Below are 18,816 nucleotides of genomic sequence, written 5' to 3'. Positions count from 1 at the left end.
ACGAGAGTCGCGCTCGCTCCCCAGGGCGCAACGAGAGGCGCGCTCGCTCCGCCGAACGCAACGAGAGTCGCGCTCGTCCCGGCCGAGGCGGCGCGCAGCGCCGCGAGCCGGGCAAGCCCCGGTGGGCGCGCAGCGCCCACCCCACCCCCGAAGTGCTCCCCTGCTGGAGCTGAGGACGCCCGCCGCGTAGGCGCCGCCGGAGGCGCCCTGAACAGGTGGCTGTCCTGGGCGACGCGCCCAGCTCCGGACCAGGGAAGGCCGCGCCTGCGCGGCGGGCGACCTCGGATCAAGCAGGGGTTCGGCCCCTGCCGTCACGTCGACCCGCCCAGCGTCGCACGCCCGGAACAACCCCCGCACGCCTGGCGTGCACGGGCTGCGGCCGGCAGGGCAGGGTGCGGGGGCCTTCCGGGCGTGCACGTCCGAGGGTGCCGAGGTGACGGCAGGGGCCTCGGGAAGGGGGTGGGCGCTTCGCGCCCCACGGGGTTCGCGCCTTCGGCGCTCACCCGCCTCGCCCAGGAGTGAGTGGCGCGCCCGCCCAGCCTGGTGGGCGAGAGCGCCGTTCACTCAACTCGGGGCCCGGACGAGAGCGACTCTCGTCCCGCCAGGCCGGACGAGAGCGACTTTCGTCCCGCCAGGCGACACGAGAGTCACTCTCGTTCGCGAGGGCTGGGCGAAGGGGCCCGCCGGGAGTGGCGCGAGAATGGCTCTCGTCCCGCCAGCCGGCACGGGAGCCACTCCCTCGTCCAGGCTCGGAGCGAGTGGCGCTCTCGCCGAACCTGCTTGGGCCAGAGCGCCACTCGCTTCTACCGCGGGCGGCCGTCTCATCGGTTCGCCCCCGAGTGCCTCCTGCGGGCGGGTCCTCGCAGACTCCCCGTGCTCCTCGCACATGCTGTGGCCTCTGCGAGGAGCGTGCTGCCCCTGCGAGGACACCGATTCCGCGATCCGGAGCCGGGTCGAACCCGCGGCGGCCCTAGCGGCCGGTGAACTCGGCCTTGCCGGGACCGTTGGCCACGAACGACTCCATGCCGATGCGCCGGTCGTCGGTGGCGAACAGCGCCGCGAAGACCTCGGCCTCCAGGTCGAGCCCGGTGCGCAGGTCGACGTCCAGCCCGCCGTCGATGGCCTTCTTGGCCGCGGCCAGTGCCACCGCGGGGCCGTCGGCGAACTGCTCGGCCCATCGGCGGGCCGCCGCGTAGACCTCGTCGGGCGCGACGACCTCGTCGACCAGCCCGATCTCCAGGGCCTCCGCGGCCCCCACCATCCGCCCCGTGAAGATCAGGTCCTTGGCCCGGGACGGCCCGACCAGCCGGCTCAGCCGCTGCGTGCCGCCGCCGCCGGGGATGATGCCGAGCAGGATCTCCGGCTGGCCCAGCTTGGCGTTCTCGCCGGCGATCCGCCGGTCGCAGCCCAGCGCGACCTCCATGCCGCCGCCCAGCGCGTAGCCGGTGATCGCCGCGACGGTCGGCTTGGGGATCTCCGACATCGCCCCGAAGCAGGCCGAGAGCCTGCGGGCGACCGGGGCCATGTCCGCGTAGGACATGCCCGCCATCTCCTTGACGTCCGCCCCGGCCGCCAGCACCTTCTCGCCGCCGTAGACGATCACCGAGCGGACGTCGGCGCGCCGGGCGGCCTCCTCGGCGGCGGCCTTGAGCTCCTCCTGGACCTGCCGGCTGAACGCGTTCATCGGCGGCCGGTCGAGCCGGATGGTGCCGACCCCGCCCTCGACCTCGAGCCTCACGAATTCGGTCACGCCGGGACCCTAACCCGATCTCCCGGCCGCGCGGCTCGCCCGGAAGTTCAGGAAGGCCACCTTCCTGGAGCCCGGAGTTCAGGAAGGCCACCTTCCTGAACCTCGGGTGGGGGTCAGCACGGTCAGCGCGGGAGGGGCAGGACGCGCGCCAGGGCGGGCACCACGGCCGCGGCGACGACCACGTGCATCAGCATCAGCCCGACGACGTTCACGACGCCGGTGCCGGCGGCCAGCAGCGCGAGGTCGACGCCGAACGAGAGCACGACCACGACCGGGACGAGCACGCGCAGCACCGCGCGGGGCCGCCGGCTGAGCCGGCGCACGAGCGCCCAGCCCGCGGTTCCCAGGAGCACGCCACCGAGGGTCAGCGGGGCGTAGTGGGCGAACTGCAGGCCCCTCTCGACGCCGCCGGGTCCCAGCGCCAGGACCACCAGCGCGATGAGGGCGTTGCCGAGCACGGCGACCGCCGTCGCGGCGAGCAGCCCGAGACCCACCCGGGTCGCGGTCGGGGAGTCCTGCCGGGGGGAGATCGACGTGGTCATGGTGTCCGTCCTGTCGGCACTCAGCGAAGTTGAGAGGTTTCTCCACTTCGGTCCGGACTCTAGGGCGGCGAAGCTGAGAACCCTCTCCGCTTCCCACCCGACCTGGGCTACCGTCGGGCCGTGGGCCCACCCGAGCCGCCGCGCCCGCTGCGTCGCGACGCCGAGCGCAACCGGCGGCGCATCCTCGACGCCGCCCGCGCCCTGGTCGCCGAGCGCGGCCTCGACGTCAGCCACGACGACGTCGCCCGGGCCGCCGACGTCGGCGTCGGCACGGTCTACCGCCGCTTCCCCGACAAGCAGGACCTGTTCGACGAGCTGCTCGCCGAGCGCGTCGACGACCTGGTCGCGATGGCCGAGCGGGCCAGGGGCAGCGCCGACCCGTGGGACGGGCTGCGCGCGTTCGTCATCGGCAACCTCGAGCGCCAGGCCGACGACCCCGGGCTGCGCGAGCTGATGAGCCACGCGCGCGGCAGCGAGCTGGCCCGGCGGGGCAGGCGGCGGATGGCCGACGCCATCGGCGAGCTGGTCGACCGCGCGCACGCCTCCGGTCAGCTGCGCGCCGACGTCGACGTCGGCGACATCGCGGTGGCCGAGATCATGGTCGCGGCGATCGTCGACCGGGCCGGGGGCGTCGAGCCGCGGCTGTGGCGGCGGGCGCTGGCCGTGGTCCTCGACGGGCTGCACGAGCACGGCCAGACCCCGCTGCCGGGCGCCGCGCCCGCCATGGCGACGATCGAGCGGATGGGCCCCCGGCCCGGCGGGTGATCAGTGGTCGCGGTCGGAGGTTCGCCCGGGGCCACTTGCGCGGCCCGAGGCCCGTGCGGTCGTCGAGCAGCTCGCGGGCGATGTCCAGGTGGCCGCGGTGGCGGGCCAGCTCCTCGATCACGTGCAGCACGACGTCGCGCACGGTGTGGATCTCCCCGGGCGGCTGGTCGGGGACCGCGGTGACCGGGTCGTCGAGCGCGAACCCGGCCAGCAGCCGGTCGGACCGCTCGATCTCCGCCCGGTAGGCCCGCACGGCCTCGTCCAGGTCCTGCGGCTCGCCCGGTACCGCACGGGTCCACTCGGCGTCACCGCCGAGCACGAAGCCGAACCAGTGCCGCTCCACCCCGCCGAGGTGGTCGGCCATGGCCAGCGGCGTCCAGCCGCTGGGCACCACGCTGCGCCCGGCGTCGGCGTCGGACAGCCCGTCCAGGACCGCCGGCGCCGAGCGCCGCTGAGCGGCGAGGAAGTGCAGCAGGGCCGCCCGCTCGTCCTTCACCGCGGTCATGGCTCAGCGCAGCCAGGCGGTGTAGCGGCCGCGGCGGCGCTGCACGCCCAGCGGGAGGCCGAAGGTGGCGCTCAGGTTCTCGTCGGTGAGCACGTCGTCGAGCAGCCCGGAGGCGACCACCCGCCCCTCGCGCAGCAGCAGCCCGTGCGTGTAGCCCACCGGGATCTCCTCGACGTGGTGGGTGACCAGCACCGACGCCGGGGCGTCCGGGTCGGCCGCGAGCACCGACAGCCGCCCGACCAGGTCCTCCCGGCCGCCCAGGTCGAGCCCGGCGGCGGGCTCGTCGAACAGCAGCAGCTCGGGGTCGGTCATCAGGGCCCTGGCGATCAGCGCGCGCTTGCGCTCGCCCTCGGACAGCGTGCCGAACGTGCGCTGCCCGAGGTGGCGGATGCCCAGTGCGCCCAGCAGCGACTCGGCGCGGGCGGTGTCGAGCCGCTCGTAGCGCTCGCGCCAGCGGCCCAGCACGCCGTAGCCGGCGCTGAGCACGACGTCGCGCACGTTCTCCTGCTCGGGCACCCGGATGCCGAGCGCGGCCGAGGTGAGCCCGATGCGGGTGCGCAGCTCGAACACGTTCACCCGGCCGAGCTGCTCGCCGAGCACGTGCACCCGGCCCTCGGTCGGGTGCAGCTCGGCCGCGGCCAGCCTGAGCAGGGTGGTCTTGCCCGCCCCGTTGGGGCCCAGCACGACCCAGCGCTCGTCGAGCTCCACGGCCCAGTCGACGTCCTGCACGAGGACCGTATCCCCGCGGCGCACGCTGACGTTGTCCATCTTGATGACGAGGTCGTCGAGATCGGAGCTATCGACGGCGGACGCCTCGGGGGGCGTTACGGACGCGGCCACTTCCCTATCCTGGCCGATCGTGCCGGTCTTCCCGTTGGGTGCCCATGCCGATGATGTCGGCGTCCGCTTCGCTGTCGCCTCGACCAGCGCGGACGCCGTCGAAGTGTGCCTTGTGGACGGTCCGGACGACCACCTGGCCGAACGGCGCGTCGAGCTGACCGAGCAGACCTTCGGCGTCTGGCACGGTCACGTACCGGGCGTTCGGCCGGGGCAGCGCTACGGCTACCGGGTGCACGGGCCCTACCGGCCGTGGGACGGGCTGCGGGCCAACCCGGCCAAGATCCTCCTCGACCCGTACACCCGACGCGTCCTCGGCCGGGTGACGGATCTCACCGCGGCCCGCGGCTGGGTGCACGACCCGATGTCGGGGACGCTGAACGACGTCGACTCGCTGGGCAGCGTGCCGCTCTCCGTGGTGACCGAGCCGGACACGCCGTTCGCCGGCAGCCGCCCGGACGTGCCGTGGTCGGAGACCGTGGTCTCCGAGCTGCACGTGCGCGGCTACACCAAGTGCCACCCGGAGGTGCCGCCCGAGCACCGCGGCACCTACCTGGGCCTGGCCCACCCGGCCGTCATCGCGCACCTCAAGCGGACCGGGGTGACGGCCGTCGAGCTGCTGCCGGTGGCCGCGATCGCCGAGGAACCCCCGCTGCTGGAGCGGGGGCGGCGCAACTACTGGGGCTACGCCACCCTCGGCTTCCTGGCCCCCGAGGCCGGCTACGCCACCGCGCCGGGCCGCGAGGTCGAGGAGTTCACCGCGATGGTGACCGCGCTGCACGCCGCGGACATCGAGGTGATCATCGACTTCGTGCCCAACCACACCGCGGAGGGCGGCGTCGGCGGCACCACCCTCTGCTACCGCGGCCTGGACGCCCCGGCCTACTACTCGCTGGGCGGCGCCGGGCACGACGCCGACATCACCGGCACCGGCAACACCCTCGACGCCGGCTCCCCGACGGTGATCCGGCTCGTCTGCGACGCCATGCGGCACTGGGTGAACGTGCTCGGCGTCGACGGCTTCCGGATCGACCTGGCCAGCGTGCTGGGCCGGCCGCGGTCGGGCCAGTTCGACCCGAACGCCCCGCTGCTCACCGCGATCGCGCTCGACCCGGTGCTCAACCGGGTCAAGCTGATCGCCGAGCCGTGGGACGCGACCGGCGAGGGCTACCGGGTCGGGGGCTTCGGCGTGGCCTGGTCGGAGTGGAACGGGCGCTACCGCGACGCCGTGCGCGACTTCTGGCGCGGCCACGGCGGCATCGGTGAGGTCGCCAGCCGGCTCACCGGCAGCTCGGACGTCTACAAGCCCAGCGGGCGCCGGCCGTGGGCCTCGGTCAACTTCGTCACCGCCCACGACGGCTTCACCCTGCGCGACCTCGTCTCCTACGAGCGCAAGCACAACGAGGCCAACGGCGAGGACAACCGCGACGGCACCAACGACAACCGCTCGCAGAACTTCGGCGTCGAGGGCGAGACGAGCTCCCCGGTGATCCGGGCCCGGCGGCTGGCCGCGGCCCGGGCGATGGTCGGCACGCTGCTGCTGTCCACCGGCACCCCGATGCTGCTCGGCGGCGACGAGTGGTGGCGCACCCAGCACGGCAACAACAACGCCTACTGCCTCGACGACGCCACGTCCTGGGTCGACTGGACCCCCGGCCCCGAGCAGGAGTCCATGGCGGCGTTCACGGCCCGCGTGACGGGGCTGCGGCGCGGCTCGCGCGCCCTGCAGCGCGACCGGTTCTACCGCGACGGAGAGGTCCTCTGGTGGCACCCCGCCGGCCGTCGCATCCGCGGCCACGACTGGCACGACGGCCGCCTGCACAGCCTCGGCCTGATGCGCGAGGAGTGGCTGCTGCTGCTGCACGCCGGCCACGAGGCCATCCCGGCCACCCTCCCGCCCGGCGGCTGGCACGTCCCCCAGCTCGACAGCACCCGCGACGACGGCGCTCCCCCGACCTCCCGCCCCCTCCCCGGCGGCTCCACCATCACCCTCCCGCCCCGCTCGTTGCTGCTGCTGCGCTGGCAGGAGGGCCGGGAGTGAGTTCCCACGGCTGCACCCACGCCCTATCCTGGGCGCGTGCCCCGCTACGACTTCCGCTGCCGTGAGTGCGCCGACACCTTCGAGGTGACCCGCCCGATGAGCGAGTCGGCAGCCCCGGCGCCGTGCCCGGCCGGCCACGACGACACGGTCAAGCTGCTGACCACCGTCGCCGTCGGCGGGCTCGCCGGGTCGCGCAGCCCGGCGCCGGTCGGCGGCGGCGGCTGCTGCGGCGGGGCCTGCGGCTGCGGGTGAGCCGGCCCGTGGGGCCTTGAGGGGCCTCCGGCGAGGGCCTCCGCGGAGGGCGACTCGGATCAAGCAGGGGGCCGCCCCTGCCGTCACGTCGACATGCCCAGCGTTGCACGACCGGAAGATCGCCCGCACGGTCGGCGTGCACGGGCTGCGGGATCTGTTGGGTGCGGGCTCCTCCCGGGCGTGCACGTCTGAGCGTGCCGACGTGATGGCAGGGGCTTCGGGGGTGGAGTGGCCGCTTCCCGGCCGGGCGAGGGGGCAGTCCTCGCAGCGCCGGGTGGGTGTCGCAGACGTGGCTGGGTTGGGGGGGGGGGCCCCCCCGGCGGCCGCAACACCCCCCCCCCCGCAGCGAGGTGGGGCGCGCCCCGGCGGGGGGGGGGCCCCCCCCCGGGGGGGGGGGCCCCCCCCCCCCCCCCGCCCCCCCCCCCCCCCAACCCACCCAGCGCTGCGAGATGGGCGAGAAGGGGCCCGCCCCCACCAACCTGGTGATCAGCCCGCGAGCACGACCTTCCCCAGCTCCGCCGACGACGCCAGCAGCGGGTGCGCCGGAAGCACGCGGACCGTGTAGCCGGTCAGCCCGGCGTGCGGCAGCTTGACCACCGACTCGAACCGGTCGCCGTGCCCGTCCGCGGCCCCGACGTGCTCCATCGCCACCGTCACCGTGTCGGCGAGGTCGTCGGTGTCGCCGACGCGCCCGACGACCGCCTGCACCGTGACGTCCTCGGGGGACAGCCCGCCAAGGTCGACCGCGGCGCGCACGGTCATCGGCGCGCCGACCTCGGGGGTGTCGGGCAGGCCGGAGGCGTCGACGCCGATCACCTGGACGTGCGGCCATGCCTTGTCCAGCCGTCGGCGGTACGCGGCCAGCTCGCGGGCGGGCCCGAACGAGTCGGCGTTGACCCGGGTTGCCGCCCGCGCGGCCGGGGCGTACCAGTCCTCGACGTACTCGTGGACCATGCGGGTGGCCTGGACCTGCGGGCGCAGCGTGGTCAGCGTGTGGCGGACCAGCTCCACCCAGCGGCTCGGGATGCCGTCGACGCGGTCGTAGAACGCCGGGGCGACCTGGGTGGCGAGCAGCTCGTAGAGGGCGTTGGCCTCCAGGTCGTCGCGCTTGACCGGGTCGTCGATGCCGTCGGCGGTGGGGATGGCCCAGCCGTTGGCGCCGTCGTAGAGCTCGTCCCACCAGCCGTCGCGGATGGAGAGGTTGAGCCCGCCGTTGAGCGCGGACTTCATGCCGGACGTGCCGCACGCCTCCAGCGGGCGCAGCGGGTTGTTCAGCCACACGTCGCAGCCCCAGTACAGGTAGCGGGCCATCGACATGTCGTAGTCGGGCAGGAAGACGATCCGGTGCCGGACGGCGGGGTCGTCGGCGAACTGGACGATCTCCTGGATGAGCGCCTTGCCGCCGTCGTCGGCGGGGTGGCTCTTGCCCGCGACCACCAGCTGCACCGGCCGGGCCGGGTCGAGCAGCAGGTCGCGCAGCCGGTCCTTGTCGCGCAGCATCAGGGTGAGCCGCTTGTAGGTCGGGACGCGGCGGGCGAATCCGACGGTCAGCACGTCCGGGTCGAAGATGTGGTCGGTCCAGCTCAGCTCGGGGGTGGAGGCCCCGCGCTGCAGCCAGGCCTCGCGCACGCGGCGGCGCACCTCGGCGACCAGCCGGGCGCGCAGGGTGCTGCGCAGCGCCCACAGCGACTCGTCGGGCACGGCGGCGGCGACGGCCTCGTCGTCCGGGCCGCCGATGAGGGCGGTGACCTCGCGGGCCTCCCAGGTGTGGCCGTGCACGCCGTTGGTCACCGAGCCGATCGGCACCTCCTCGGCGTCGAAGCCCGACCACAGCCGGCCGAACATCTCCCGCGACACCTGGCCGTGCAGCCGCGAGACGCCGTTGGCGCGCTGGGCCAGCCGCAGCCCCATGTGCGCCATGTTGAACATGCCCTGGCTCTCCTCGGCGCCCAGCGCGAGGATCCGGTCGAGCGGGACGCCGGGCAGCAGCGCCGAGTCGGTGCGGGCGGCCGCGGTGGAGCCGTCGGTGGCGCCCGCGGAGAAGTAGTGCCGCACCATCTCGACCGGGAACCGGTCGATCCCGGCGGGGACGGGGGTGTGGGTGGTGAACACGGTGCCCGCGCGGACGGCGGCGACGGCCTCGTCGAAGGACAGCCCGTCGTCGACCTGCAGCTCGCGGATCCGCTCCAGGCCCAGGTAACCGGCGTGGCCCTCGTTGGTGTGGAAGACCTCGGGGGTGGGGTGGCCGGTGACCGCGCAGAACGCCCGCACGGCCCGGACGCCGCCGATGCCGACCAGGATCTCCTGGCGGATGCGCTGGTCCTGGTCGCCGCCGTAGAGGCGGTCGGTGACGCCGCGCAGGTCGGGCTCGTTCTCCTCGATGTCGGAGTCGAGCAGCAGCAGCGGCACCCGCCCGACGGTGGCCTGCCAGACCCGCGCCTTGAGCACGCGCTCGCCGGGCATCACCACCTCGACGAGCACCGGGGTGCCGTCGGCGTCGGCGAGCAGCTGCAGCGGCAGGCCCTGCGGGTCGAGCACCGGGTAGTGCTCCAGCTGCCAGCCGTCCAGCGACAGCGACTGGCGGAAGTAGCCCGACCGGTACAGCAGGCCCACCGCGATCAGCGGCACGCCCAGGTCGGAGGCGGCCTTGAGGTGGTCGCCCGCCAGCACGCCGAGGCCGCCGGAGTAGTTGGGCAGCACCTCGCTGACGCCGAACTCCATGGAGAAGTAGCCGACGGCCGCGGGCAGCGTCGGGTCCTCCTCGCGCTCGAGCTGGTACCAGCGCGGCTCGGTGAGGTAGGACTCCAGGTCGTCGGCCAGCTCGCGCACGGTGACCACGGCGTCGGCGTCCTTGGCCAGCTCGCCCAGCCGCGACGTCGAGATCTCGCCGAGCAGCCGGACCGGGTCGTGGCCCGCGCGCTCCCACGCGTCGTGGTCCAGGCCCGCGAAGAGGTCCTGGGTCGGCGGATGCCAGCTCCACCGCAGGTTGGTGGCCAGGGTCTGGAGCGGAGCCAGCGGCGCGGGCAGCTGGGCTCGAACGGTGAACCGGCGAAGCGCTCTCACGCCGCAGACCTTAACCAGCGGTCTTCGTGATCGGTTCGGAGCCGGTCGGGCGCGTCCGCTCATCCCCGGCCCGGCCGCACCAGCGTCGCGGTGTCCGAGATCGGCACCAGGGCGCGCGGGAACCATCTGGTGTCGTGGTGGATGCGCTGCTCGACGGCGGCTGGGGGCGGGCCGCGGCGATCCGCAGGGCCGGGTCGGCCCACCCCGAGGGCGTGTCCCAGGACCCCGCGCTCGTCGACGCCCTCGCCCGGGAGTTCGCCGTGCGCCCGTGGCCGGACGTGGCCGGGCGGCCGGCCGCGCTGGAGCGCGAGCACGGGCCCCGGGTGCGGTCCGCGCGGTGATCCCCGCCCCACCCGAGCAGCGGTGCGGATGATCTCCCGGGGACCGGTCACCCGGACGCGCCGGACGACGGCCGGTCGTGTGTCGGCCACCCGCGTGACCATTGGGTGAACTGCGCAGACCCGTTCAGGACCGGGCCGCGCCGGGTAGATAGGTTGTGGATCCAGTGACAGGTGTGCGCGGGTTGGGGGTGGGCCCATGACGGGTCGGATCGGGATCGACGACGTAACCCCCACGGCCGGTGGCGGACGCCATCCGAGCAAGGCCGTCGTCGGCGAGGTGATCCCGATCAGCGCCACCGTGTGGCGCGAGGGGCACGACGCCGTCGCGGCCAACGTGGTGTGGAAGCGGGTCGGCGACCGCGGCCCCGCGCACCACGTGCGGATGGAACCGACCGGCGTGGGGACCGACACGTTCGAGGCCGTGGTGGTGGCCGACGAACCGGGGCTGTGGACGTTCCGCGTGGACGGCTGGAGCGACCCGTGGTCCACCTGGCGGCACGCCGTCACGGTGAAGCTCGACGCCGGCCAGAGCGCCGCCGAGCTGGCCAACGACCTCGAGGTGGGGGCCCGGCTGCTGCAGCGGGTCGGGCGCAGGCCCGGCGAGCGCCCGCACCGCGACCTGCTCTTCGGCGCCGCGAACGCGCTGCGCGACACGGCGCTGCCGCTGCACGCGCGGGTCGCCCCGGCGCTGTTCCCGGCCGTCCAGACGATCATGACCGAGCGCCCGGTCCGCGAGCTGATCACGCGCGGGCGCCCGCAGCAGGTCTACGTCGACCGCGAGCGCGCCCTGTTCGGCTCCTGGTACGAGTTCTTCCCCCGCTCGACCGGCGGCCGCGACGAGACCGGTCGCCCCATCCACGGCAGCTTCGTCACCGCAGGCAAGCAGCTCGACCGCGTCGCCGCGATGGGCTTCGACGTGGTGTACCTCCCGCCGATCCACCCCGTCGGCACGGCGCACCGCAAGGGCCGCAACAACTCCGTGCACGCCGGTCCGGGCGATGTCGGTTCCCCGTGGGCGATCGGGTCGGCCGAGGGCGGGCACGACGCCATCGACCCCGAGCTGGGCACCCTGGAGGACTTCGACGCGTTCGTCGACCGCGCCCGCGACCTGGGCATGGAGATCGCGCTCGACTTCGCCCTGCAGTGCGCCCCCGACCACCCCTGGGTCAAAGAGCACCCGGAGTGGTTCACGGTGCGCCCCGACGGCACCATCGCCTACGCCGAGAACCCGCCCAAGAAGTACCAGGACATCTACCCGATCAACTTCGACAACGACCCGGCGGGCATCTACGCCGAGTCGCTGCGGGTGGTCCTGCACTGGGTCGAGCACGGGGTGCGGATCTTCCGGGTCGACAACCCGCACACCAAGCCGCCGAACTTCTGGCACTGGCTGATCTGGCAGGTCAAGGCCCGCTACCCGGACGTGTTGTTCCTGGCAGAGGCGTTCACCCGGCCGGCCCGGCTGTTCGGGTTGGCCCGGCTGGGCTTCACCCAGTCGTACTCCTACTTCACGTGGCGCACGACGAAGGAGGAGCTGACCGAGTTCGCGCTCATGCACGCCGAGCGCGCCGACGAGGCCCGGCCGAACCTGTTCGTCAACACCCCGGACATCCTCCACGAGTCGCTGCAGCACGGCGGGCGCGGCATGTTCGCCATCCGGGCCACGCTGGCCGCGACGATGGCGCCGACGTGGGGCGTGTACTCCGGCTTCGAGCTCTACGAGGGCGAGGCCGTGCGCCCGGGCTCGGAGGAGTACCTCAACTCCGAGAAGTACGAGCTGCGCCCGCGCGACTTCGAGGCCGCCGCAGCCCGGGGCGACTCGCTGGAGCCCTACATCACCCGGCTCAACGAGATCCGCCGCGCGCACCCTGCCCTGCAGCAGCTGCGCCACATCCGCTTCCACCAGGTGGACAACGACCAGATCATCGCCTACTCGCGCACCGACCCGGCGACGGGCGACACGGTGCTGGTCGTGTGCACGCTCGACTCGTGGAACGCCCAGCAGGGCACCACCGCGCTGGACATGCCGGCGCTCGGTGCCGACTGGTCCGACCAGCTCACCGTGCACGACGAGGTGACCGGGGAGTCCTACACCTGGGGGCAGTTCAACTTCGTGCGCCTGGAGCCGTGGAACCACGTGGCGCACATCTTCCGCGTCCAGCGCTGAGCCCGCGGGCTGGGCCCCGCCGCCGGATGCGGTCCCGCTAGCGTGCTCGCGTGGACCGCATCCCGCACGATGATCGGCCGGCTCCGTCGGCTGCCCGTGTGGGTGGCCGACGGCGCCCTCGCCCTGGTCATCGGGTACGCGGACGCCATCGCCGTCTCCGAGGCAGCCCCGCTGCAGGTCGTCGGGCGGATGCAGCTGCCGATCGACGTCGCGACGCTCGTCGTGGTGCTGGGGGCGCTGCCGCTGGTGGTGCGCAGGCTGGCCCCGCTGCCGGTGGTCGTGTTCGTCGCGGCCGTCGCGCTGGCCGGCGGGCTGCTGCTGGTCCCGACCACCTGGCTCGCCCTGGTCCTGGCGATGTACACGGTCGCCGCGCACCACCCGCGCCGGCAGAGCCTGGTCATCGCCGCGGTGCTGATGGTCTGCGTGATCGCCGTGCTGGCCGTGCACGACGCCCAGCAGTACACGGTGTCCAACGCGCTCGTGCTCGCCGCGGTCACGGCGCTGGGCGACCGCACCCGCGTCGCCCGCCTGCGTGCCGTCGCGCTGGAGCAGCGGGCCCGCGAGCTGGAGCGCGAGCGCGAGCGCGGCGTGCGGCTCGCGCTCGCCGCCGAGCGCACCCGGATGGCCCACGAGCTGCACGACATCACCGCGCACGCGATGGCGGTGATCGCCGTGCAGTCCGCGGGGGCGCGCCGCGTGCTGCACTCCGACCCGGCCCGAGCCGCCGAGGCGCTGGGCGAGATCGAGGACACCGCCCGCGACGGCCTCGCCGAGCTGCGCCAGGCCGTCGCGCTGCTGCGCGGTGGCTCCCGGGACGCTGTGCCGCAGCCGGGGCTCCCCGAGCTCGCCGGCCTCGTCACCCGCTTCCGCGACGCCGGCCTGCGCGTCGACGCCGAGCTGCCCGACCCGCTGCCCCGGCTGACCCCCGCGGTCGGCCTGACCGTGTACCGGGTCGTGCAGGAGGCGCTGACCAACGCGCTGCGCCACGCCGGGCGCACCCGGGCCCGGGTCGGGGTGACCGCCGGGCCCGACGAGGTGCGCGTGGTCGTCCACGACGACGGGCCGGGCGCCGGGGTGCCGCGGCCCCGCACCGGCCCGCCCGGCCACGGCCTGCTCGGGCTGCGGGAGCGGGTGCGCGCCCGCGGCGGCCACCTCGACGTCCGCGCCGGCCCGGACGGCTTCCGGCTCGACGCGCGCATCCCGGTGGCCGCTCCCGCCGCCGTCGAGGACGGCGCACCCGTCGCCGGGGGTCGCGCGTGAGCGGGCGGCCGCTGCGGGTCCTGATCGCCGACGACCAGCGCCTGATGCGGGCCGGCCTGGCGATGATCATCGACTCGGAGGACGGCCTGGAGGTCGTCGGGGAGGCCGACGACGGCGCCGAGGCCGTCCGGGCGGCCCGCCGGACCCGCCCCGACGTCGTGCTGATGGACGTGCGGATGCCCGGCACCGACGGCATCACCGCGACCGGCCGGCTGGTCGCCGAGGACGACCCCGCCAAGGTCGTCATCCTGACCACCTTCGACGCCGACGAGCTGGTCTACGAGGCGCTGCGGGCCGGGGCCAGCGGCTTCCTGCTCAAGGACGCGCCGGCACCGGAGCTGGTCAACGCCGTGCGGGTGGTGGCCCAGGGCCAGGCGATGCTCTCCCCGGTGATCACCAGGCGGCTGCTGGACGACTTCGCCCGGCGCGGCGTCGCGCAGGCGCAGCAGGCCCCGCCACCGGGCCTGCTGACCTCCCGCGAGCACGAGGTCCTGCTGCTCGTGGCCGAGGGCCTGTCCAACGGCGAGATCGCCGAGCGGCTGGTGGTCGGCGAGACGACGGTCAAGACCCACGTCGGCCGGGTGCTGGCCAAGCTCGGGCTGCGCGACCGGGTGCAGGCGGTCGTGCTCGCCTACGAGACGGGGCTGGTCACGCCCCGCCGGTGAGCGGCCGGGTCCTCCTCGGGGAGGACCCCGGCCCCGGCTCCCCTCCCCGCGGAGGACCCGCGAGATCGTCCGTCGGCCCGACGACGCCCGGGCCCGGCTGCGGCAGGGTCTGCGACCAGGTGCTGCCCCGTCTCCCCCGGCCGCGCGGCCGTTCGCGGGGCAGCCGAGACCGCACGACGTCCTGAGTCGGGAGCTACCCGTGAACATCGGCACCACCGCACCGCACGAGGAACGGACCAGGCCGGTCCGGCACTCCGCCGCCCCACCGGAGCCCCGGTGGTCGAGATGGGTGCTCTGGGGCGCCGTCGCCGTCGTCGTGTCGGTGGTGTCGACGCTGGCCACGTCGCTCGGCCCGGCGTTCGGCAGCGGGCTCGCGACGGAGGTCCCCGCTCCGACGGGGTCGGCCGTCGTCGCCGGTCAGCCGCGCGAGCTGACCCCCGCCGACGTCGACGCCTGGCTCGACGGGTTCCTGCCCACCGCGCTGGCCACCAGCGACATCGCCGGGGCGGCGGTCGTCGTGGTGCGCGACGGCGAGGTGGTGACCCAGCGCGGGTTCGGCCTGGCCGACGTGGCCGCCCGGACCCCGGTCGACCCGGCGCGGACGCTGTTCCGGCCGGGGTCGGTGTCCAAGCTGGTCACCTGGACGGCCGTGATGCAGCAGGTCGAGCAGGGCACCATCGACCTGGACGCCGACATCAACACCTACCTCGACTTCCAGGTGCCGGAGCGCGACGGCGGCCCGGTCACCATGCGCACGATCATGACCCACACCGCCGGGTTCGAGGAGCAGGTCCGCAACCTCATCGGCGTGGAGGGCAACCCGGTGCCGCCCTACGACGAGATCCTGCGCCACTGGGTCCCGGAGCGCATCTACGCCGCGGGCACCACCCCCGCCTACTCCAACTACGCGACGGCCCTGGCCGGCTACGTCGTGGAGCGCGTGTCCGGGGAGCCGTTCGCCGAGTACGCCCAGAAGCACGTCTTCGACCCGCTGGGCATGCGCGACTCCACGTTCGAGCAGCCGCTGCCCGCGGCCATGGCCGCCTCGATGTCCCGCGGCTACCTGGTGGCCTCCGCCTCGCCCATCCCGTTCGAGCTGGTCGGCATGTCGCCGGCGGGCTCGATGTCGTCCGCGCCCGCCGACATGGCCAGGTTCATGCTCGCCCACCTGCAGGACGGCGAGCTCGACGGGCAGCGGATCCTGCGCGCCGAGACCGCCCGCGAGATGCACGACACCGCGCTGGACACGGTGCCGCCGCTGAACCGGATGCGGCTGGGGTTCTTCGAGTCGAACATCAACGGCCGCGAGGTCATCGGGCACGGCGGCGACACCAACGCATTCCACTCGGCGCTGCACCTGTTCACCGCCGAGGACACCGGCCTGTACGTGGTGATGAACAGCACCGGCAGGGACGGCGCGGCGGGCGTCCTGCGGACGCGGCTGTTCACCGAGTTCGCCGACCGCTACTTCCCGGGCCCCGCGCTGACCGCCGACCGCGTGGAGCCGGGGACCTCGGCCGAGCACGCCGCGCTGATGGCGGGCAACTGGAGCAGCTCGCGGCGCAGCGACTCCAACTTCCTCGCCCTCACCGACCTGCTGGGCCAGGTGAGCGTGTCGGTCGGGCCGGACGGCGAGCTGGTGGCCCCGGTGCTGCCGGGCGCGGCCGGGCAGCCCCGGCGCTGGGTCGAGGTCGAACCCTTCGTCTGGCAGGACCTCGACAGCCACGAGCGGCTCGCGGCCGTCATCGAGGACGGCGAGGTGGTGCGGTTCTCGGTGGACATGGCCGCGCCGTTCCTGGTGTGGGAGCGCACCCCGGCCGCCAGGTCGTCGGCGCTGCTGCTGCCGCTGCTCTACGCGAGCCTCGCGGTGCTGGTGCTGACGGTGCTGATGTGGCCCGGCGCCGTCCTCCTGCGCAGGCGCTACGGGGCGAGCGCCGAGCTGTCCGGCGTGCCGCGGCTGGGGTACCGGGTGAGCAGGCTCGCGGCCCTGGCCGTGCTCGTCGTGCTGGCGGGCTGGGTGCTCACGCTGAACGCGATGCTCACCGGAGCGCTGACCGACGCCTTCGATCCGCTGGTCCAGACGCTGCTGGCGCTGAGCTCCGTAGTCTTCGTCGCCGCGCTGGTGGCGGCGGCGGGCAACGCCGTGCTGACCTTCCGGCGCGGGCGCCGGTGGGCGTCGCGGCTGTGGGCCGTCGCGCTGGTCCTGGCCACCGCCGTGGTGCTCTGGATCGCCTTCGCCTTCCACATGCTGGGCTTCGGCGCCCAGTACTAGTTCTAGTCCGACCCGCGGGAAATCCACGTGACGAGCCGGCCACCGGAAGGTGGCCGGCTCGTCTGTCGTGGTGACGGAACGTGGCCCCGGGGCAGCGCCCCGCACGCCCCGGAGTCGATCTCCATTCGATCTCCGGGACGCTCGGCGGCGGCACGGACGAGCACGCGCGGCGGCACCCCCCGCCCGCCGGATCGCTCCGATGTCGGCGCGCTGGCCTGCTGCAATTGCACCGGCCACCCGTCCGTGACGCCACGTGACCCGGACGTGAGAACGATCTTGTCACGGCGCGGGGCGCCGCGGGGGCCTTCTCCGCTCTCGACCACCGGATCCGCGGAATCAGAGCTACGCTTTGCGCCGGCGGCCGGAGTCCGCCGCGCGGCCGGGACGACCCGCCGGCGGGACCGGTCCGCCCGATGCCCCTCGCCCCCGTCAGGTAGGGACCAGATACCTCCATGTCGACCGACCAGAAGGCCGCGCCCAACACCACGCTCGCCGACGGCTACCCGCCCACCGACGAGGACGACCAGCTGGTCGAGACGTCCGCCGACGACTACGACCACGCGCGGACCCTCGAAGTCGACCACGACTGGTACAAGCGGGCGGTCTTCTACGAGGCCCTGGTGCGGGCCTTCAGCGACTCCAACCGCGACGGCACGGGCGACCTGCGCGGGCTCACCGACAAGCTGGACTACCTGCAGTGGCTGGGCATCGACTGCCTGTGGCTGCCGCCGTTCTACGACTCGCCGCTGCGCGACGGCGGCTACGACATCCGCGACTTCCGCGCCGTGCTGCCCGAGTTCGGCACCGTCGACGACTTCGTCCGGCTGCTCGACGAGGCCCACAAGCGCGGCATCCGGGTCATCACCGACCTGGTGATGAACCACACCTCCGACCAGCACCCGTGGTTCGAGGAGTCGCGCCGCAACCCCGAGGGGCCCTACGGCGACTTCTACGTCTGGTCCGACGACAACACCCAGTACCAGGACGCGCGGATCATCTTCGTCGACACCGAGACGTCGAACTGGACCTACGACCCGGTGCGCGGCCAGTTCTACTGGCACCGGTTCTTCTCCCACCAGCCCGACCTGAACTACGACAACCCCGACGTCCAGGAAGCGATGATCGACGTCCTGCGCTTCTGGCTCGACCTGGGCATCGACGGGTTCCGGCTGGACGCGGTGCCCTACCTGTTCGAGCGCGAGGGCACCAACTGCGAGAACCTCCCGGAGACCCACGACTTCCTGCGCCGCTGCCGCAAGGTGATGGACGTCGAGTACCCGGGTCGGGTGCTGCTCGCCGAGGCCAACCAGTGGCCCAGCGACGTCGTGGAGTACTTCGGCGACCCGGACGTCGGCGGCGACGAGTGCCACATGGCGTTCCACTTCCCGCTGATGCCGCGCATCTTCATGGCCGTGCGCCGGGAGAACCGGTTCCCGATCTCGGAGATCCTGGCCCAGACCCCGGCCATCCCGTCGGGCGCCCAGTGGGGCATCTTCCTGCGCAACCACGACGAGCTGACCCTCGAGATGGTCACCGACGAAGAGCGCGACTACATGTACGCGGAGTACGCCAAGGACCCGCGGATGAAGGCCAACATCGGCATCCGGCGCCGGCTGGCCCCGCTGCTGGAGAACGACCGCAACCAGCTGGAGCTGTTCACCGCGCTGCTGCTGTCGCTGCCCGGCTCGCCCGTCCTGTACTACGGCGACGAGATCGGCATGGGCGACAACATCTGGCTCGGCGACCGCGACGGCGTGCGCAGCCCCATGCAGTGGACGCCCGACCGCAACGCCGGCTTCTCCACCTGCGACCCGGGCCGGCTCTACCTGCCGATCGTCATGGACCCGCTGTACGGCTACCAGGCCGTCAACGTGGAGGCCCAGATGAACTCGGGCACCTCGCTGCTCAACTGGAACCGGCACATGATCGAGGTCCGCAAGCGGCACGCCGCCTTCGGCCTGGGCGAGTACAGCGAGCTGGGCGGCACCAACCCCTCGGTGCTGGCCTACGTGCGCTCCCACGGCGACGACGTCGTGCTGTGCGTCAACAACATGTCCCGCTTCCCCCAGCCGGTCGAGCTCGACCTGTCGCCGTGGAAGGGGTACGTGCCCCACGAGCTGACCGGCGGGGTCCCGTTCCCGCGGATCGGCGAGCTGCCCTACCTGCTGACGCTGCCCGGGCACGGCTTCTACTGGTTCTCCATCACCCCCGGCAGCGACGAACGCACCGGCCAGTAGCGGGGGTGCCCGGCCCCGACCGGGCCGACCCGCACCGCTCCAACCCGAGAAACCGGCCGATCACGGCTACTGTCGGGATCAACGCTCGTCGCACCGCCGTCGGCACCCGTCCGGCGGCG

13 protein-coding genes and 1 pseudogene are annotated in these 18,816 nt (G+C 73.9%); 9 read left to right on the top strand and 5 right to left on the bottom strand.

Annotation, left to right across the window (positions count from 1 at the left end; translation table 11 throughout):
• Positions 1 to 970: 970 nt before the first annotated feature.
• Entirely contained in the window at positions 971 to 1,750 is a 780-nt protein-coding gene (locus KDL28_RS24600) for an enoyl-CoA hydratase/isomerase family protein (RefSeq protein ID WP_252441891.1), read from the bottom strand.
• Positions 1,751 to 1,872: 122 nt separating this feature from the next.
• Complete coding sequence (locus KDL28_RS24595) at positions 1,873 to 2,292, bottom strand: DUF6069 family protein (protein ID WP_252441890.1); 420 nt, start codon at positions 2,290 to 2,292, stop codon at positions 1,873 to 1,875.
• Positions 2,293 to 2,412: 120 nt separating this feature from the next.
• On the opposite strand from KDL28_RS24595, the gene KDL28_RS42190 reads away from it, so the two are divergent.
• Entirely contained in the window at positions 2,413 to 3,057 is a 645-nt protein-coding gene (locus KDL28_RS42190) for a TetR/AcrR family transcriptional regulator (RefSeq protein WP_372497059.1), read from the top strand.
• 73 nt (positions 3,058 to 3,130) lie between these two features.
• Here KDL28_RS42190 and KDL28_RS42185 read toward each other — a convergent pair.
• Both KDL28_RS42185 and KDL28_RS24580 read right to left on the bottom strand, forming a co-directional pair.
• Positions 3,131 to 3,562: pseudogene (locus KDL28_RS42185) on the bottom strand (mycothiol transferase); the annotation flags it as partial.
• A gap of 3 nt (positions 3,563 to 3,565) precedes the next feature.
• Positions 3,566 to 4,330 carry an ABC transporter ATP-binding protein gene (locus KDL28_RS24580; RefSeq protein ID WP_252441894.1) on the bottom strand — a complete coding sequence of 255 codons (765 nt, stop codon included), beginning with the start codon at positions 4,328 to 4,330 and terminating at the stop codon, positions 3,566 to 3,568.
• Between the two features lie 91 nt (positions 4,331 to 4,421).
• On the opposite strand from KDL28_RS24580, the gene glgX reads away from it, so the two are divergent.
• Together glgX and KDL28_RS24570 are read left to right on the top strand one after the other, a co-directional pair.
• The gene (gene glgX / locus KDL28_RS24575) at positions 4,422 to 6,440 is read left to right on the top strand and encodes a glycogen debranching protein GlgX (protein WP_252441888.1); all 2,019 of its coding nucleotides are present in this window, start codon (positions 4,422 to 4,424) and stop codon (positions 6,438 to 6,440) included.
• Positions 6,441 to 6,476: 36 nt separating this feature from the next.
• Positions 6,477 to 6,692 (top strand): FmdB family zinc ribbon protein, encoded by a 216-nt coding sequence (locus KDL28_RS24570; protein WP_252441887.1) that lies wholly within the window; start codon positions 6,477 to 6,479, stop codon positions 6,690 to 6,692.
• Between the two features lie 486 nt (positions 6,693 to 7,178).
• Here the strand turns inward: KDL28_RS24570 and glgP are convergent, their stop codons facing one another.
• Positions 7,179 to 9,755: an alpha-glucan family phosphorylase gene (gene glgP / locus KDL28_RS24565; RefSeq protein WP_252441886.1), complete on the bottom strand. Its 2,577-nt coding sequence runs from the start codon at positions 9,753 to 9,755 to the stop codon at positions 7,179 to 7,181.
• A 134-nt stretch (positions 9,756 to 9,889) separates the two neighbouring features.
• On the opposite strand from glgP, the gene KDL28_RS24560 reads away from it, so the two are divergent.
• From KDL28_RS24560 to treS, 6 genes are all read left to right on the top strand, one after another.
• Positions 9,890 to 10,096, top strand: a complete 207-nt coding sequence (locus KDL28_RS24560) for a hypothetical protein (protein WP_252441884.1) — start codon at positions 9,890 to 9,892, stop codon at positions 10,094 to 10,096.
• A 196-nt stretch (positions 10,097 to 10,292) separates the two neighbouring features.
• Positions 10,293 to 12,263: an alpha-1,4-glucan--maltose-1-phosphate maltosyltransferase gene (locus tag KDL28_RS24555; protein ID WP_252441882.1), complete on the top strand. Its 1,971-nt coding sequence runs from the start codon at positions 10,293 to 10,295 to the stop codon at positions 12,261 to 12,263.
• A gap of 69 nt (positions 12,264 to 12,332) precedes the next feature.
• Positions 12,333 to 13,523: a sensor histidine kinase gene (locus tag KDL28_RS24550; RefSeq protein WP_252441880.1), complete on the top strand. Its 1,191-nt coding sequence runs from the start codon at positions 12,333 to 12,335 to the stop codon at positions 13,521 to 13,523.
• Positions 13,520 to 14,188: a response regulator gene (locus KDL28_RS24545; RefSeq protein ID WP_308216056.1), complete on the top strand. Its 669-nt coding sequence runs from the start codon at positions 13,520 to 13,522 to the stop codon at positions 14,186 to 14,188. The genes KDL28_RS24550 and KDL28_RS24545 overlap by 4 nt, the downstream gene beginning before the upstream one ends.
• Positions 14,189 to 14,387: 199 nt before the next feature.
• Entirely contained in the window at positions 14,388 to 16,460 is a 2,073-nt protein-coding gene (locus tag KDL28_RS24540) for a serine hydrolase domain-containing protein (protein ID WP_252441878.1), read from the top strand.
• A gap of 452 nt (positions 16,461 to 16,912) precedes the next feature.
• The gene (gene treS, locus KDL28_RS24535; RefSeq protein ID WP_252441876.1) at positions 16,913 to 18,697 is read left to right on the top strand and encodes a maltose alpha-D-glucosyltransferase; all 1,785 of its coding nucleotides are present in this window, start codon (positions 16,913 to 16,915) and stop codon (positions 18,695 to 18,697) included.
• The last annotated feature ends 119 nt before the right edge of the window (positions 18,698 to 18,816 follow it).

The organism is Pseudonocardia humida (assembly GCF_023898865.1).
Taxonomy (GTDB): domain Bacteria; phylum Actinomycetota; class Actinomycetes; order Mycobacteriales; family Pseudonocardiaceae; genus Pseudonocardia; species Pseudonocardia humida.
The sequence above is the reverse complement of the archived record's forward strand: the minus strand, read 5'-3'. Positions and strand labels throughout refer to the sequence as shown.